The 15182-nt window shown below is 74.3% G+C and carries 14 protein-coding genes; 9 read left to right on the plus strand and 5 right to left on the minus strand.

What is annotated here, in order from left to right:
• Nucleotides 1-161: 161 nt before the first annotated feature.
• The 5 genes from ACZ573_RS20395 to ACZ573_RS20415 all read left to right on the plus strand — a co-directional run bounded on the left by ACZ573_RS20395 (nt 162) and on the right by ACZ573_RS20415 (nt 6429).
• The gene (locus ACZ573_RS20395) at nt 162-1340 is read left to right on the plus strand and encodes a glycosyltransferase (protein ID WP_471305990.1); all 1179 of its coding nucleotides are present in this window, start codon (nt 162-164) and stop codon (nt 1338-1340) included.
• A 246-nt stretch (nt 1341-1586) separates the two neighbouring features.
• Nucleotides 1587-2096 carry a DUF6643 family protein gene (locus tag ACZ573_RS20400; RefSeq protein WP_471305993.1) on the plus strand — a complete coding sequence of 170 codons (510 nt, stop codon included), beginning with the start codon at nt 1587-1589 and terminating at the stop codon, nt 2094-2096.
• A 47-nt stretch (nt 2097-2143) separates the two neighbouring features.
• On the plus strand, nt 2144-2968 hold the full coding sequence (locus ACZ573_RS20405; protein ID WP_471305995.1) for an MOSC domain-containing protein: 825 nt from the start codon (nt 2144-2146) through the stop codon (nt 2966-2968).
• A 198-nt stretch (nt 2969-3166) separates the two neighbouring features.
• A complete protein-coding gene (locus ACZ573_RS20410; RefSeq protein WP_471305998.1) occupies nt 3167-3802 on the plus strand; it encodes an Rv1733c family protein in 636 nt (211 codons plus the stop codon).
• A 146-nt stretch (nt 3803-3948) separates the two neighbouring features.
• Nucleotides 3949-6429 (plus strand): right-handed parallel beta-helix repeat-containing protein, encoded by a 2481-nt coding sequence (locus tag ACZ573_RS20415; RefSeq protein ID WP_471306002.1) that lies wholly within the window; start codon nt 3949-3951, stop codon nt 6427-6429.
• On the opposite strand, the gene ACZ573_RS20420 is transcribed toward ACZ573_RS20415, so the two are convergent.
• Nucleotides 6353-8755 carry a hypothetical protein gene (locus ACZ573_RS20420; RefSeq protein WP_471306005.1) on the minus strand — a complete coding sequence of 801 codons (2403 nt, stop codon included), beginning with the start codon at nt 8753-8755 and terminating at the stop codon, nt 6353-6355. The genes ACZ573_RS20415 and ACZ573_RS20420 overlap by 77 nt on opposite strands.
• Nucleotides 8756-9008: 253 nt before the next feature.
• On the opposite strand from ACZ573_RS20420, the gene ACZ573_RS20425 reads away from it, so the two are divergent.
• On the plus strand, nt 9009-9497 hold the full coding sequence (locus ACZ573_RS20425) for an SRPBCC family protein (RefSeq protein WP_471306007.1): 489 nt from the start codon (nt 9009-9011) through the stop codon (nt 9495-9497).
• Here ACZ573_RS20425 and ACZ573_RS20430 read toward each other — a convergent pair.
• Together ACZ573_RS20430 and ACZ573_RS20435 are read right to left on the minus strand one after the other, a co-directional pair.
• On the minus strand, nt 9469-9861 hold the full coding sequence (locus ACZ573_RS20430) for a hypothetical protein (RefSeq protein ID WP_471306010.1): 393 nt from the start codon (nt 9859-9861) through the stop codon (nt 9469-9471). The two genes, ACZ573_RS20425 and ACZ573_RS20430, sit on opposite strands and share 29 nt — an antisense overlap.
• 181 nt (nt 9862-10042) lie before the next feature.
• Complete coding sequence (locus ACZ573_RS20435; RefSeq protein WP_471306013.1) at nt 10043-11197, minus strand: PLP-dependent cysteine synthase family protein; 1155 nt, start codon at nt 11195-11197, stop codon at nt 10043-10045.
• 199 nt (nt 11198-11396) lie between these two features.
• Between ACZ573_RS20435 and ACZ573_RS20440 the strand changes: the two genes are divergently transcribed.
• A complete protein-coding gene (locus tag ACZ573_RS20440; RefSeq protein ID WP_471306016.1) occupies nt 11397-11945 on the plus strand; it encodes an ATP-binding protein in 549 nt (182 codons plus the stop codon).
• A 90-nt stretch (nt 11946-12035) separates the two neighbouring features.
• Here the strand turns inward: ACZ573_RS20440 and ACZ573_RS20445 are convergent, their stop codons facing one another.
• Nucleotides 12036-13304, minus strand: a complete 1269-nt coding sequence (locus ACZ573_RS20445; protein WP_301372977.1) for an ROK family protein — start codon at nt 13302-13304, stop codon at nt 12036-12038.
• A 43-nt stretch (nt 13305-13347) separates the two neighbouring features.
• A complete protein-coding gene (locus tag ACZ573_RS20450) occupies nt 13348-14043 on the minus strand; it encodes an alpha-ketoglutarate-dependent dioxygenase AlkB family protein (RefSeq protein WP_471306020.1) in 696 nt (231 codons plus the stop codon).
• A gap of 39 nt (nt 14044-14082) precedes the next feature.
• Between ACZ573_RS20450 and ACZ573_RS20455 the strand changes: the two genes are divergently transcribed.
• Both ACZ573_RS20455 and ACZ573_RS20460 read left to right on the plus strand, forming a co-directional pair.
• The gene (locus tag ACZ573_RS20455) at nt 14083-14826 is read left to right on the plus strand and encodes a maleylpyruvate isomerase family mycothiol-dependent enzyme (RefSeq protein WP_471306022.1); all 744 of its coding nucleotides are present in this window, start codon (nt 14083-14085) and stop codon (nt 14824-14826) included.
• 66 nt (nt 14827-14892) lie between these two features.
• Nucleotides 14893-15144, plus strand: coding sequence for a DUF6332 family protein (locus ACZ573_RS20460; protein ID WP_471306025.1), 252 nt, complete (start codon nt 14893-14895; stop codon nt 15142-15144).
• The last annotated feature ends 38 nt before the right edge of the window (nt 15145-15182 follow it).

Consider the following 15182-nt stretch of genomic DNA (forward strand, 5'->3'; position numbering starts at 1 on the left):
CACCGAGGCCGGGAGGCCACCCCGGGCCGGAAGGCCCACGCACCCCGGCCAGGAGGCCATCGCAGCCGGGCCAGGAGGCCACCGCACACGCGCCGCGAAGCCGCCGCACCCGGAGGGGCCGGGTACGGGACACGTACGCCCCGGCCCGGCACACTGCCGGCATGGGCCTCCTCACCGCCGCCTGCGCGGCCTACGCCTCCCTCGCCGCCTGGCTCTGGCTCACCCTCGCCCAGGGCATGTTCTGGCGGACCGACGTCCGCCTCCCGCCGCGTACGGCCCCCGCCCGCTGGCCGTCCGTCGCGATCGTCGTCCCGGCCCGGGACGAGGCCGAGGTGCTGCCACGGAGCCTGCCCTCACTGATCGCCCAGGACTATCCCGGCGAGGCCGAGGTGATCCTCGTCGACGACGGCAGCACCGACGGCACGGGCGAGCTCGCGCGCCGGCTCGCCCGCGAACACCCCGGACTCCCCCTCACCGTCGCCTCCCCCGGCGACCCCGCACCCGGCTGGACCGGCAAGCTCTGGGCGCTCCGGCACGGCATCGGGATCGCCCGCACCGCGCACGCCACCGAGCCCGACTTCCTCCTCCTCACCGACGCCGACATCGCACATGAACCCGACAGTCTGCGCGAATTGGTCGCCGCCGCCACCTCCGCGGACCTCGACCTCGTCTCCCAGATGGCCCGCCTGCGGGTGGTCGGCCTCTGGGAGCGCCTCGTCGTACCGGCCTTCGTGTACTTCTTCGCCCAGCTCTACCCCTTCCGCCGGATCAACCGGCCCTCCACCCGGACCGCGGCGGCCGCCGGCGGCTGCGTACTGCTGCGCACCACGGCCGCCGTGCAGGCCGGGGTCCCCGACTCCATCCGCCAGGCGGTCATCGACGACGTGTCCCTCGCCCGCGCGGTGCAGCGCTCCGGCGGCCGGATCTGGCTGGGACTCGCGGAGCGGGTGGACAGCGTGCGCCCGTACCCCGTGCTCGCGGACCTGTGGCGAATGGTCTCGCGCAGCGCCTACGCGCAACTGCGCCACCAGCCCCTCCTGCTGGCCGGGACGGTGGCCGGGCTGGTGCTCGTCTACCTCGTGCCCCCCGCCACCCTGTCGACGGGGATCGCGGCCGGGCGTCCGGACATCGCCTGGGCGGGCGGCCTCGCCTGGCTGCTGATGACCGGCACCTACCTGCCGATGCTCCGGTACTACCGCCAGCCCGCCGCACTCGCTCCGCTGCTTCCGTTCACCGCGCTGCTGTACCTCCTGATGACCGTCGACTCGGCCGTGCAGCACTACCGGGGCCGCGGGGCGTCCTGGAAGGGCCGGACCTATGCCCGTCCCAGTGAATCCTGAAACGGCGAACTGCCGCCCGGAACAGAGTCATCCGAGGTCACCGCGTTGTGACACTGCGTCAGCACGAAGTCGGTGCAACACCCGACCGGTGAGTACGAGTACGAACAAGATGGGGCGGAAGTGATGAATCGTGCACGTGAACGTCAAGTGAAAGGTGATGCCCTGACCTGCGAATATGCAGGTCAGCGCGGGGTTGACGACACCTCGCTATGGACCCGGTGAAGTCGTGGGCTTAACTTAGGTCCCATGACCTCCCCCCGCTCCACTTATGGCGGCGGTTACTACTCCGCGCCCTCCTTCCCGGACACCCCCATCTACGACTCCCTCGTCGCCGAACGCGGCACCCCGCAGATCGCCCCGATCCGCGTCCCGGCCGCCTACGAGTCCCCGAGTGCCGGATACTCGAGCGGCGGGTACCTGCCGGCTCTCGCATCGTCGATGCCGGCGCTGCCGCCGGCTCAGCCCCAGCAGCAACAGACCTCGGGGTACGGATACCCGTACCAGCAGCAGTCGGCCCCGCAGCCGATGCCGCTGCAGCAGGCCCCGGCCCCGTACATCCCGCAGCAGCAGCCGATGGCGGCCCGCGGCGGATACGTGCCGCAGCCCCAGCCGCAGCAGCCCCGTCCGGTCGCCATGGCCACCGGGTACGAGGCGATGCGACCGGCCGCGCCGCGTCCGATGCAGGTGCCCGCACCGGTGCCGGCCGCCTCGTACGAGGACCCGTACGGCCGCCCCTACCAGGGACGCGGCTACTGAGGGGGCTCTGAGACGCGGGGCAGCGGAAGGGCTGGCAGGATGCCCTCATGTCGAACTTGCACGTCCAGGCGCTCCACATCCATCCCGTCAAATCGGTAGCGGGGACCGCTCCCGACGAGGTGGCCGTGGAGCCCTGGGGTCTGTCCGGGGACCGGCGCTGGGCGCTGATCGATCCCGAGGGCACGGTCATCACCCAACGCCGCCATCCACGCCTCGCCCTCGCCACGGCCCGTCCCGCGGGCGGCGGCCGGATCGCGGTGACGGCGCCGGGTATGGCGGAGCTGTTCGTGGAGGTGCCCGAGCCGGGTCCGCTGGAGCCGGCGATGCTGTTCGGGAAGAAGGTCGAGACCGTGACCGCGGCGACCACCGCGGCCGACTGGTTCAGCGCGTACCTCGGGGAGCCGGTACGGCTGGTGCACATGGATGATCCGGCGGTACGCCGTCCCGTGGATCCGGACTACGCCCTGCCGGGCGAGATGGTGAGCCTCGCCGACGGCTATCCGCTGCTGATCGCCACGCTCGCCTCGCTGGACGCGCTCAACTCGCTGATCGCACAGGGGGACCATCCTGAGGAAGGCCCCCTGCCGATGAACCGTTTCCGCCCCAATGTGGTGGTTTCCGGGGCCGAGGCGTGGGCGGAGGGCGGCTGGCTCCGCATCGCGATCGGCGATGCCGTCTTCCGCGGTGCGCGCGAATGCGGCCGGTGTGTCGTCACCACCACCGACCAGGAGACGGCGCAGCGGGGCAAGGAGCCGCTGAAGACCCTGGCCAGGCACCGGCGGATCGGCAAATCGCTCGCGTTCGGGCGGCTCCTGGTACCGGTGCGGCTGGGTACGGTGCGCGTCGGCGACGAGGTGCGTGTCCTCGAGTGACGCGTCCGGTGGCGTCCTGGGGCAGGTGGGACATGAGGCGCGGGTGGGTGGTCGCGGACCGGCGACCGGCCGCCCGGATTGACACCTTCGAGGGGCTCCGCGCCCGCGCTGGAACCAACTGGCACGACCAAGCCGTTGGATCAGTCAGGACAGAGGCGCAGACAGGCGGAGACTGGCACAGGTTGGGGGAGCCGGACCGTGCGGACAGCAATGGGAGTGTGGCGTTGGCGGCGCAATCCGCTGCGCCGGCCGACCGATCTTTTCGAGGCGTGGGTGGCGTTCGCCGCGCTGGTGTGCGTCCTGGTGGTGGCTCCGGCCATCGGCTGGGTCGCGGGCCTGCAGGTGGACGGTACCCTTCAGCAGGCCGCGCACGAGCAGCGGCAGGAGCGTCATCTCGTCCCGGCGGTGGTCCTGCAGCCCGCCCCGGAGTCGGCGGCGGCCGCGGGCGCGAGCGCTTCGGCGAGCGCCTCGGCCGACACGTCGGCGCAGCGGACGGCCCCGCACCGGACACAGATCGTGGCCTCGTGGACCGCGCCGGACGGCAGCAGCCATCAGGGCACGGTGCCGGCCGCGGAGGAACCGCCGCGGCCCGGCGAGCGGTTCCGGATCTGGACCGACGCGCGCGGCCGGCTGGTGGGGCAGCCGCTCGACCCGTCCGCGGCCGTGTTCCACGCGGGGATGGCGGGACTGGCCGCCGCGATCTGCGTGGCCACGCTGGTGGAGACGGTCCGGCGGCTGGTCGTACGGCGGCTCATGCATCGGCGGTACATACGTCTGGACCGGGCCTGGGCGGCGGCGGGACCGGACTGGGGCCGAGCGGGCGCGGGCAGCTGACCTGGCAGCTCATCGGCTCCGCGCGCGCTACGGTGGAGCGGCCGGATCGGTCGCTCCAGTGACTTCGGTGGCTGCGGTGACGTCAGACTTCAGTGGCATCGGTCGTATCGGCAGCGCGAGTACGAGGGTGGGGGCACGACAGCACCATGGTTCAGGGCACGGTCCAGGTGACGCACGGCGGGACTTCGCGGTGGCGGCGCCGCTCCGGTGAGTATCCGACGCTGACCGCCGCGCTCGCCGTGGCGGGCGACGGGGACGTGCTGACCATCGCCCCCGGCACCTACCGCGAGAACCTGGTGCTGGACCATGCCGTCACCCTGCGCGGGCCCGAGGCCGGGGCGGGGTCGGTGCGGATCGCCCCGCTCGACGGGGTCGCGCTGACCGTGCGCGCCTCGGCCGTGGTCCAGGACCTGTATCTGGAGGGCCAGGACCGGGCGGCGCCCGCGCTGCTGGTGGAGGAAGGCTGCCCCGAGCTCACCGATCTGCGGGTGAGCACCCACTCCGCCGCCGGCATCGAGGTACGCGGCTCCGGAGCCCGCCCCCTGGTGCGGCGCTGCACGGTGGAGAATCCGGCCGGCGTCGGCATCGCCGTACTGGACGGTGGTGGCGGGGTGTTCGAGGAGTGCGAGGTCGTGTCCGCCGGGCAGAACGGCGTCTCGGTGCGCGGCGGCGGCCGGCCCCGGCTGGAGCGCTGCAGGATCCACCACGCCACGGGCGCGGGCATCGGGGTCACCGGCGAGGGCTCGGGGCTGGAGGCGTTGGGCTGCGAGGTGTACGAGGTCAAGGGCGCCGGGGTGCAGATCGCCGCGCGCGCCACGGCCCGGCTCACCGACTGCTCGGTGCACCGCACCTCGGCCGACGGGGTCACGCTCGACACCGACGCGGTGCTCACCCTGACCGGCTGCGACATCCACGACATCCCGGAGAACGCGGTCGATCTGCGGTGCCGTTCGGTGCTCACCCTCAGCCGCACCACCGTGCGCCGGTTCGGCCGCAACGGCCTGTCCGTGTGGGACCCGGGCACCCGGGTGGACGCCGAGTCCTGCGAGATCCACGACAGTACGGGTGACTATCCGGCGGTGTGGATCAGTGACGGGGCCACCGTCTCCCTCGACTCCTGCCGGGTGCACGACGTGCCGGACGCGCTGTTCGTGCTGGACCGCGGATCGCGCGTCGACGTGGTCGACAGCGATCTGTCCCAGGTGCGCAACACCGCCGTGTCCGTGAGTGACGGAGCCACGGCGCAGCTCGACGACTGCCGGATCCGCGAGGCGTCGACCGGGGCCTGGTTCCGCGACCACGGCAGCGGCGGCACGCTCTCCGGCTGCACCATCGACGCCGTGCAGACCGGTGTGATCGTCACCAAGGGCGCCGACCCCACGCTGGAGCGGTGCACGGTCACCTCCCCCGCCGAGGCCGGTTTCTACGTGTCGGCCGGTGGCCGGGGCACCTTCACGGCCTGCCGGGTGACGGGCAGTTCCGGCTTCGGCTTCCACGTCATGGACGGCTGCCGCACCACGCTGACGCGCTGCCACACCGAGCGCTGCGCCCGCGGGGGCTACGAGGTCCCCGAGGACGGGCCGACCGCCGAGGAGTGCACCGGCGACGAGTCGGGCGCCCGTCTCGCGGACCGGGCCGCCCCCGGCGGCGCGCCCGCCGGGGCGCGTGCGGGTATCCGTACGACCACCGGGAAGCGGAGCCCCGTGGCGCAGCCGGCGCAGACGCCGCCTTCCGTACCGCGGCCCACCGACGGGGCGGAGGACGGCCCGGCCGCCGCCGCGCGGGATTCCGGCGAGATGCTGGGCCGGCTCGACGCGCTGGTGGGCCTGGACAGCGTCAAACGCGAGGTGCGGGCGCTCACCGACATGATCGAGGTGGGCCGTCGGCGGCAGCAGGCGGGCCTGAAGGCCGCCTCGGTGCGCCGGCACCTCGTCTTCACCGGCTCCCCCGGCACCGGCAAGACCACGGTCGCCCGGCTGTACGGGGAGATCCTGGCCTCGCTCGGGGTGCTGGAGCGCGGGCACCTGGTCGAGGTGTCCCGGGTGGACCTGGTCGGCGAGCACATCGGCTCCACGGCGATCCGTACGCAGGAGGCCTTCGACCGGGCGCGCGGCGGGGTGCTGTTCATCGACGAGGCGTACGCGCTGGCGCCGGAGGACTCGGGCCGGGACTTCGGGCGCGAGGCGATCGACACGCTGGTGAAGCTGATGGAGGACCACCGGGACGCGGTGGTCGTGATCGTCGCCGGGTACACGGCGGAGATGGAGCGCTTCCTGACGGTGAATCCGGGCGTGGCCTCGCGGTTCTCCCGGACCATCACCTTCGGCGACTACGGGCCCGGGGAACTGCTGCGGATCGTGGAACAGCAGGCGGAGGAGCACGAGTACCGGCTCGGGGACGGCACGTCACAGGCGTTGCTGACGTACTTCACGGAACTGCCCAAGGGCCCGGCCTTCGGCAACGGACGTACGGCCCGCCAGACCTTCGAGTCGATGGTGGAGCGGCACGCGGGCCGGGTGGCCCAGCTCGCGGAGCCCAGCACGGACGAGCTCACCCTGCTCTTCCCGGCGGATCTGCCGGCACTGCCGGATCTGCCGGCGCTGCCGGTCCAGCCCACTCCTTGCTGACCACGACCCGCTGAGCCGGTACCTCGGCGCGTGCGGCGGCGGCCAACCGGGCGAGCAGGGCATCACGTTCGGCGGCGAAGGCCGGATCGGCCTGGTAGTCGGAGTGGCCCAGGATCGGGGCGGGCAGCGGATGGCGGGCGCTGCGCCCGTAGGCGAGCGGGTCGGCGAGCGGGCCGCGGTCCACGTCCGGCTCCGCGCCCGGCAGCGCCGGCCCGCCGATAGGGTCGGTGGCCCGCCAGAGGTTGCGCCAGCAGTCGACCTCGCGGTGCAGGGCGGTCAGCGGCGCCGGGCCGAAGTATGCGGGGAACCAGCGGCCGTAGAGGCGGCCGAGCGGGGATCCGTAGGTGAGCAGGGCGACCCGGCGGCGGGCGGGCGGCGGCAGTTGCCAGACGGCTGCCGCGGCGAGCACGCTGCCCTGGGAGTGGCCGGAGATGACCAGACGGCCGCCGGTGCGGCCGGTCCAGCCGGCCATCCGCCAGGTCAGGTCCGGTACGGCCCGCTCGGCGTAGCAGGGCGGAGCGAAGGGGTGGGCGGCGCGCGGCCAGAAGGTGCCGACGTCCCACAGGATCCCTATGGTCCGGCGGGCGGCGGGGTCCCGGTAGGCGCGGCGGCCCCAGGTGATGAAGGCGGCGATGCCCAGGCCGATGAGCCAGGACCCGGCGTCCTGGGCGGTGCGGGCGGTGGCTTCCAGCAGCGGGACGGTCCCCCGGGCGGCCTCGCCCGGGACCTTTCCGCTGAACCAGGCCCCGGCCAGCGCGCCCGCGCCCAGTACCAGGGTGATCCCGGAGACGGCCGCCACGAACCAGGGCGCGGAGTCGGTCAGCGCGGCCGCGGTCCGCGCCCCGGCGATCCGGCGGCTGCGGGCGAGGTCCGGTCCCTCCCCCGGGTACTCGGCGGCCACGGCGGCGGCGAGCCGGCCCCGCGCCCGGGCTCCGAGCACCGCGAACCAGCCCGCGAGCAGCGCCAGTACGAGGAGCAGCGGGGGCAGTACGGCGGCCTGCCAGGACAGCAGGACCGGCGGCCCGGCCAGCGGGGCGCCCGGCGTGCCGGGCGTGGCTCCCCCGTCCAGCCAGTCGGCGACGCGCTGCGCGACGCCGCCGGACATCACCCCGCCGAGCGCGCAGCCGAGCATGGCGACGGCGGGCCCGCCGAGGCCGTACAGGGCCGTCGCCGGATCGGGGGCCCTGCGGTACAGGTGGCGGGCGACGGCGGCGAGGGCGAGCACGCAGACCCCCTGACCCAGCATGAGCACGCCGAAGGCCAGGTCCCCGGGGAGCCGTCCGGTGGCGGTCCAGCCCGGGCGCGACCAGCAGGCGTGTACGAGGACGGCGGCGAGCAGGGCGAGGGCGGCGCCGGGCAGCAGGGTGACGGCGGCCCGGTCGAGCCGGTGGTCGGCCCGGTCCTCGGTGCGGCCGCGCCGGCAGACGACCCAGGCCACGGTGACGGCCCCGGCGGCGAGCAGGACGTGTGTGAGCGTGCCGAGGGCCGCGAGGACGGGTGCGCCGGCCCGGCGGTCGTGGCGGGCGGTCGGCACGGAGACGGCCACCGCCACGGTGAGCAGCCCGGCGGCGGTGTGCGCGGCGCGCAGCCGGGCCACGAGCCGGCGGCCGTACCAGAATCCGGGGCGCCCGAGCGCGGGCACGGGGGCCGACGCGGTGTCCGGATCGGCGGCGCCGGCGGGCGGGGGCTGGGACTCGTAGGCGCTCCAGGTGCGGTTCGACAGGTACCAGAGCAGCCCGGTCAGCGCGGCGGGGACCAGGGCCCCGAGGGCGAGGCGCCGCCCGGGCTGGGCCCACCAGCCTCCTCCGGGCGCGAGGAAGCCCAGCCAGGAGCGGAATCGGGAGCCGGCGCAGGTCCCGGAGCCCGCGCACTGCCAGGCGAGGAGGTCGAGCGCGACCTCGCAGGCGGCGGCGATGAGCAGCACGGTCAGGCTGAGGGCGAGGACCCGTACGAGGACCCCGTACGTGCGGACGGCGCGCGGCGCGGGGTCGGTGGCGGGCGTGGCCGGCCGGGCCCAGTGGGCGAGGTTGGCCACCATGAAGGGCAGGAGCAGCAGCCACAGGGCGCGGGCGCTGTTGCCGGAGGTGAGCCGGGACCAGCAGTAGGCCTCGGGGACGGGCCGCCCGGCGTACCGCTCGGGGTGGGCCTCGGCGTCGGCGTCCTCGGTGCGGCGGAAGACGGCGGCGGTGGAGTCGCCGGTGACCCGGACGGTGCGCGGGTCGCCGAGCAGCTCGCCGGGGGCGGCGCCGGCGACTCCGTGGACCAGGAGTTCGAGGGCGAGGGGGGTGTCGGGCGGGGAGGGGTCGGGCTGGGGGCGGTCGGGCACAGCGGCCTCCGCTCGCGGGGCGGGATCGGCGCGGATCCAGCATCCCGCGCGGCGGACCCGCTGCCCAGGTCCCGCGCGGGGATCGGCAGAGATCGGACGAGGTCCGGACGAGGTCCGAACAGGGGCGGACAGGGCCGGGCGGGTTCACTCGAGATCGGTCCGGATCGGTCGGGATCGCTACGGACTTCTCACGGGGACGGGGCTATGGTGGCGCGCACGCCTGTTCAGCACCTCACCCCAGGGGGTACCGCCCATGGCTCGCCGACTCCGACCGGTGGGGATCGACTTCATCGACCACGCGCCGGTCCGGCTGGTCCTCGCCACCGACACCGTGGCGCCGCCCGAGGCCGTGTACCAGGCGCTGGCCGAGGAAGTGGAGGGCTGGACCGACTGGTTCGGGGCGGTGACACTGGCCCGCCCCACGTACGGGGGCGCGGGCCGCGAGATCAAGCTGCGGGGCGGGGTGCGCTTCCAGGAGACCATCATGGCCGCGGATCCCGAGCGGCGCTACGCGTACCGGGTCGACACCACCAACGTCCCCGGGGTGCGGGCCCTGTTGGAGGAGTGGCGGCTGACCCCGGCCGGTACCGGCACGCATGTCCGCTGGACCTTCGCGGCCGACGGGCCGACCCCGTTCCGCCTCGGCCTGGCCGCCGCCCGTCCGGGCCTGGGCCGCTCCTTCCGCACCGCGGTCCGAGCCCTCGACCGGCGGCTCACCGCCCGGCGCGGGGCCGGTCAGTGACCGGGGCCACCGCCGCCCCCGACACGCGGTGGACCTCGGCCAGTTCTCCGTAGCCGCCCGCGCTCCGGACGGCCGTGCGGAACTCCTGCAGCGTCGTCCCCGGCCCGTCGGCGAAGTGGACCACCGCGCGGCGTGCGCAGCACCAGCCACGGGACCAGACGTCCTCGGCGGCGACCCGGCCGGCCGCGGGACGATCGCGGACGCCGGTGCGCCGGTCGCCGTCCCCGGTCTCCTCATGGAACCGGCGCTGCCCGCCGAGAGAGACGGCCGGGACGGCGCGGACCTCGTCGGAGCGCCGGCAGCTCGGGCACTCCAGAGGAGATCCCCCCGCGCCCGGCTCGGCTCTCCTCCCCGGGCAGGTCACCCGGACCGGTCGTCCGGGCCCGTGTGCGCGCGTCCCGTTCGGGTCTGCTGTCCTCGATGCCCGCCATGTCACCCCCCGGCGGTACGTGTTCCGAGTCCGCCGAGCGTAGCCAGGCAACCCCGCTGCCACCAGGGCGTTTTCGTCACGGGCCCGTCACGGCGGCGCCCGCCCCCGGGGGTCGTCAGGCGGCCGGTTCGCGCCAGACACCCGTCGTCAGCAGCGTGTCGATGGTCTTCGCGTACGGGGCGATGTCGAGCCGCTGCGCCGCCAGCCACTCGTCGGAGTAGTACTTGTCCAGGTAGCGGTCGCCCGGGTCGCACAGCAGGGTGACGACGCTGCCCGTGCGGCCTTCGGCCACCATCTCCGAGATGATCTTCAGGGCGCTCCACAGGCCGGTGCCGGTCGAGCCGCCCGCCTTGCGCCCTATGGCCGTCTCCAGCGCGCGGCAGGCGGCGACGCTCGCCGCGTCCGGGACCTTCATCATCCGGTCGATGGCCCCGGGCACGAAGCTCGGCTCCATCCGCGGCCGGCCGATGCCCTCGATGCGCGAGCCGCAATCGCTGCTCGCGTCCGGGTCGTTGTTGGTCCAGCCGTCGAAGAAACAGGAGTTCTCCGGGTCCGGCACGCAGATGCGGGTGTCGTGCTGCATGTAGTGCACGTAGCGCGCTATGGTCGCCGACGTGCCGCCGGTGCCGGCGGTCGCCACGATCCAGGCGGGCTCGGGGTACCGCTCCAGGCGCAGCTGCTGGTACATCGATTCGGCGATGTTGTTGTTGCCGCGCCAGTCGGTGGCCCGCTCCGCGTACGTGAACTGGTCCATGTAGTGCCCGCCCGTCCGGGCGGCGAGCTCGGCCGACTCCTCGTACATCTTCATGGGGTCGTCGACGAAGTGGCATGCGCCGCCGTGGAATTCGATGAGGCGGCACTTCTCCGGGCTGGTCGTGCGCGGCATGACGGCGATGAAGGGGACGCCGATCAGCTTGGCGAAGTACGCCTCGGAGACGGCGGTGGAGCCGGACGAGGCCTCGATGACCGGGCGGCCGGGGCGCACCCAGCCGTTGCAGAGCGCGTAGAGGAACAGCGAGCGCGCGAGGCGGTGCTTGAGGGAGCCCGTCGGGTGGGTGGACTCGTCCTTGAGGTAGAGGTCGATGCCCCACGCCTCAGGGAGCGGGAAGCGCAGCAGATGGGTGTCGGCGGAGCGGTTGGCGTCGGCCTGGACCTTGCGGACGGCCTCCTTCAGCCAGGCCCGGTAGTCCGCGTCGCTGCGATCGACGTCGACGGTCGTGGCAGTCGTACCGGTGGTACCGGTGGTTCTGGTAGTGCCGGTGGTGCTCATGTGCCGCGCTCCTTCGTGGGTGAACTTCGCCCCCCTTCTTCGCAATGTACCCCTCCCACCTGCACAAACGTTCGCTTTGGGGATCCATGCGAATCCCTTTCGATCGCGTTCGGTTGCACTGTGCGGCACCGTGGGTGACCCTGGTGGAGCATTACCGAGGGTGCAGCACCCGTAACACTCATGTCGGGGAGTCGCAGCCGTGATCACTCATTCCCGCAGGCACTGCGTCGTCGAACTGCAGGCCTTGCCGTCGCGGATCGGCCAAATCCGCAGAATCGTTTCTGCACAACTGCGCCACTGGGAGCTCGACCCGCTCATAGACCGGGCCGCGCTCGGTGTGACGGAGCTGCTCAGCAACGTCCACCGCCATGCGCAGCCGGACAAGACCTGCACCGTGGAGATCGAACTCCGTCTCGGGCGACTGACGGTCTCGGTCATCGACAGCGATCCGCGGCTGCCGGTCGTCCACCGGACGCGGGCGGAGACGCTGGAGACCTGCGGACGCGGGCTCGCCCTGGTGGAGGCGCTCAGCGAGGCCTGGGGGGCGCGCGAGCGGCCCGACGGCCCCGGGAAGGCGGTGTGGTTCTCGCTCACGGCGGCCCCGGCCAGGGAGACGCCGGTACGGCCGGCTCCCCTCAAGGCCTCGCCCGTACGGGAACCCGCGCGCGCGGTGCTCCTGGCCGTCGATCCGGCGGCCGTCGCGACGGGCCTGCCGGTGGCATCGCCGGTCGGCGCCCGGCCCGGGTGACCGACCGCCCGGGCCCCGGCCCGATCGGCAGGAACGGCCCGGACATGACGGCCGGGCCGGACGGTCCCGGCCTGACCGGCAGGACACCCTCTAGGCCAGGGCTCCCAGCGGGTCGTCGAGCACCGGCTGCCACGCCAGCTCCGCCGCGCCGACCAGGCTGTTGTGGTCCAGGGTGCACGGCAGGATCGGTACCCCGCCGCTGCGTCCCCACAGGCTGCGGTCCGCGACCACCGCGCGCAGCCGTTCCGGGTCGGCGTGCAGCAGCTCCCGGTGCAGCCCGCCCAGGATGATCCGGTCCGGGTTGAGGATGTTCACCAGGCCCGCGAGGCCGAGCCCGAGCCGGTCGATCAGCTCCTCCGTGGCCGCCCGTACCGCCGGTTCCGCAGGCTCGTCGCGCAGCAGGTCGCGGGCCTGCTGGAGCAGCGACACCTCGGGGCCGGGGCTGCGGCCCGCCGCGGTGAGGAAGGCCAGCGGGTCCGCCTCCACGTCCAGGCAGCCGCGGCTGCCGCAGTGGCAGGCCCGTCCCTCGGGGTTCACGGTGAGGTGGCCGACCTCCAGGGCCAGGCCCGAACTGCCGCTGTGCAGGCGGCCGTCCAGCACCAGCGCCCCGCCGACCCCGCGGTGCCCGGTGGCCACGCACAGCAGGTGCTGGGCGCTGCGCCCCGCGCCGTGCCGGTGCTCGGCCAGGGCCGCGAGGTTGACGTCGTTGCCCGTCAGGGCCGGGCCGTCGATCCCGGCCGCCTTCACGCACTCCGCGAAGATCGCCCGTACGGGAGAGCCGGCCGGCCAGGCCAGGTGCAGGGGGTTCAGCGCCGTACCGTCCGGCTCCGCGACCGCCGAGGGGACCGCGAGACCCGCGCCGACGCAGCGGCGGCCGCTCTGTGCGAGCAGTTCCGCGCCCGCCTCCACGACCGCGCCGAGCACCTGCGCCGGATCGGCGGAGACGGTGACCTTGCCGGGGGCGGTGGCCACGATGCGGCCGCCGAGGCCGACCAGGGCGGCGCGGAAGCCGTCCGAGTGCACCTGGGCGGCCAGCGCCACCGGGCCGTCCTCGGCCACCGAGAGCCGGTGCGAGGGGCGGCCCTGGGCTCCGCCGGTCCCTCCGGCTCCGCCCGGGCGGGAGTCGACACGGATCAGCCCGAGGGCCTCCAGCTCGGCGGCGACCGCTCCGGCGGTGGCGCGGGTGACCCCGAGCTCGGCCGTCAGCACGGCGCGGGTCGGGGCACGGCCGGTGTGGACGAGCTCCAGCGCCGGCCCGAGCGCGCCGCGACCCCGTTCCAGCCTGGTCCGCGCAGCCGCACCGGACGCGGATGACGTGGTCACATCCCCCACCCGCGGCGGGGCCCCGTTGCCGTTCATGGCAACGATCCTCGCATGATCGGAGGGCGCCGGGTGCCGCTGCTCAGCCCAGTCCGCCGACCCGGAGTGTGATGTTCAGCCGCCCGGTCAGCCCGAGCTCCCGCGGGCCCGTGCCCGGCAGGACCTTCGGCACCCCGTGATAGGCCAGCCGGCTCGCCTCCCCGAAGACGAAGAGATCCCCGCTGCGCAGCTCGACGTCCCGGTACGGGCGCCCGCGCGAGGCGGTGTTCCCGAAGCGGAAGACGCAGGTGTCTCCGAGGCTGAGCGAGACCACCGGCGCGGTGGACCTCTCCTCGGCGTCGCGGTGCATGCCCATGCGGGAGTCGCCGGAGTAGAAGTTGATCAGCGCGATGTCGTAAGCCGGCCCGGACCCTGGACCGGACCCGGGACCGGACACGGACCCGGGCCCTGGCTCCGGCGGGTCCCCGTACGCCGCGGTCACCGCCTCCCGCCCCAGCTCGGCGAGCCAGGGCGGCATCGGCTTGACCGGTGCCCCGTCGCCGTCGACGGCGGTCCGCGCGTACCCGTACGGGTACCAGTGCAGGCCGAGGCACACCTGGCGGGCGGTCATCACCCCACCGCCCGGGGTGCGTACGGTGCGCAGGCCGGCGGGCGGCCGGGCCCACGCGCGGCAGGCGGCCAGCAACTCGTCCTGGCGCCCCGCCCCGAGCCAGTCCGGCACGTGCACGGCGCCGGGGGCGATCACGGTCCGCTCGCGCGGGAAGAGTTCCCCGTCCATACTCTCCATTGTCGCGGGCGGGCTGGTAGGACTCAGGGTATGGAGATCACCGAACATGTGAAGACCCTCGCCCTCGAAGGCGAGCTGCTCGCCGAGGTGGCCGAACGCGCCGGTACGGAATCCGCGGTCCCCACCTGCCCGGGGTGGCGCGTGACCGACCTGCTGCGGCACACCGGCTCGGTGCACCGCTGGGCCACCGCGTACGTCGCGGACCGGCGGCTGGAGCCGGTGGGCTTCCCGGACGCGCCGGAGCTGGTCGGCGGCGAGCTGCTGGCCTGGTTCCGGGAGGGTCACGCGGACCTGGTACGGACCCTGAACGAGGCACCGGCCGATGTGCAGTGCTGGACCTTCCTGCCGACGGCCCCGCCCTCGCCGGTGGCGTTCTGGGCCCGGCGGCAGGCGCACGAAACCGCCGTGCACCGGATGGACGCGGAGGCCGCGCTCGGTGTGGTCTTCTCCGCGGTGGAGCCGGAGTTCGCGGAGGACGGGGTGGACGAGCTGCTGACCGGTTTCCACTCCCGCCCGCGCAGCCGGGTGCGGACCGCCGAGCCCAAGGTGGTGCGGGTGCGGGCCGCCGACACGGGCGCGGTGTGGACCGTACACCTGTCGGCGGAGCCGGCCCGTACGGTGCCGGGCGACACGGGCGAGGCGGCCGACTGCGAACTGACCGGCGAGGCGGCCTGGCTGTACGAGGCCCTCTGGAACCGGACCCCGCTGGCGGGTCCGGGGGTGACGGGCGACCTGGCACTGGCCCGGCTGTGGACGGACACGGCCGGAATCTGACCCGGTCGGGGCGGGCGCGGCGCGGGGGGGCTTGTGACGGGCAGTGCACGCTGTGACACTCCATGCATGGAGCGACGCACGCAGGCGGACCGGGACGCGATCACCATCGAGATCGGCTACGCCTTCGTCAGTGCCTGCTTCGCGGCCGCCCTCGCCTTCGGCGTCGTGTACGGGCCCGCGTTCGCGTTCTCCCTCTCCCCGTCGACGCGCCGCACCCTGGCCGTGGCGGGCGTGATCCTGGCGGCGGCCGTCTTCCTGCTCCGGGTCACCCACGTGCTGCTCGGATTCGCCCGCCGTCCCGAGAACGACGGGCGCTGACCATGGGCACGGCGACGTGGCGTCGGTAAGGTCATGCC

Source organism: Streptomyces sp. NPDC040545, from assembly GCF_055595065.1.

Coding starts and splice junctions, on each gene's coding strand:
- ACZ573_RS20435 (WP_471306013.1), bottom strand. CDS start 11,197: ATGAGCACCACCGGCACTACCAGAACCACCGGTACCACCGGTACGACT.
- ACZ573_RS20425 (WP_471306007.1), top strand. CDS start 9,009: ATGGCTCGCCGACTCCGACCGGTGGGGATCGACTTCATCGACCACGCG.
- ACZ573_RS20450 (WP_471306020.1), bottom strand. CDS start 14,043: ATGGACGGGGAACTCTTCCCGCGCGAGCGGACCGTGATCGCCCCCGGC.
- ACZ573_RS20395 (WP_471305990.1), top strand. CDS start 162: ATGGGCCTCCTCACCGCCGCCTGCGCGGCCTACGCCTCCCTCGCCGCC.
- ACZ573_RS20415 (WP_471306002.1), top strand. CDS start 3,949: ATGGTTCAGGGCACGGTCCAGGTGACGCACGGCGGGACTTCGCGGTGG.
- ACZ573_RS20405 (WP_471305995.1), top strand. CDS start 2,144: ATGTCGAACTTGCACGTCCAGGCGCTCCACATCCATCCCGTCAAATCG.
- ACZ573_RS20400 (WP_471305993.1), top strand. CDS start 1,587: ATGACCTCCCCCCGCTCCACTTATGGCGGCGGTTACTACTCCGCGCCC.
- ACZ573_RS20455 (WP_471306022.1), top strand. CDS start 14,083: ATGGAGATCACCGAACATGTGAAGACCCTCGCCCTCGAAGGCGAGCTG.
- ACZ573_RS20445 (WP_301372977.1), bottom strand. CDS start 13,304: ATGAACGGCAACGGGGCCCCGCCGCGGGTGGGGGATGTGACCACGTCA.
- ACZ573_RS20460 (WP_471306025.1), top strand. CDS start 14,893: ATGGAGCGACGCACGCAGGCGGACCGGGACGCGATCACCATCGAGATC.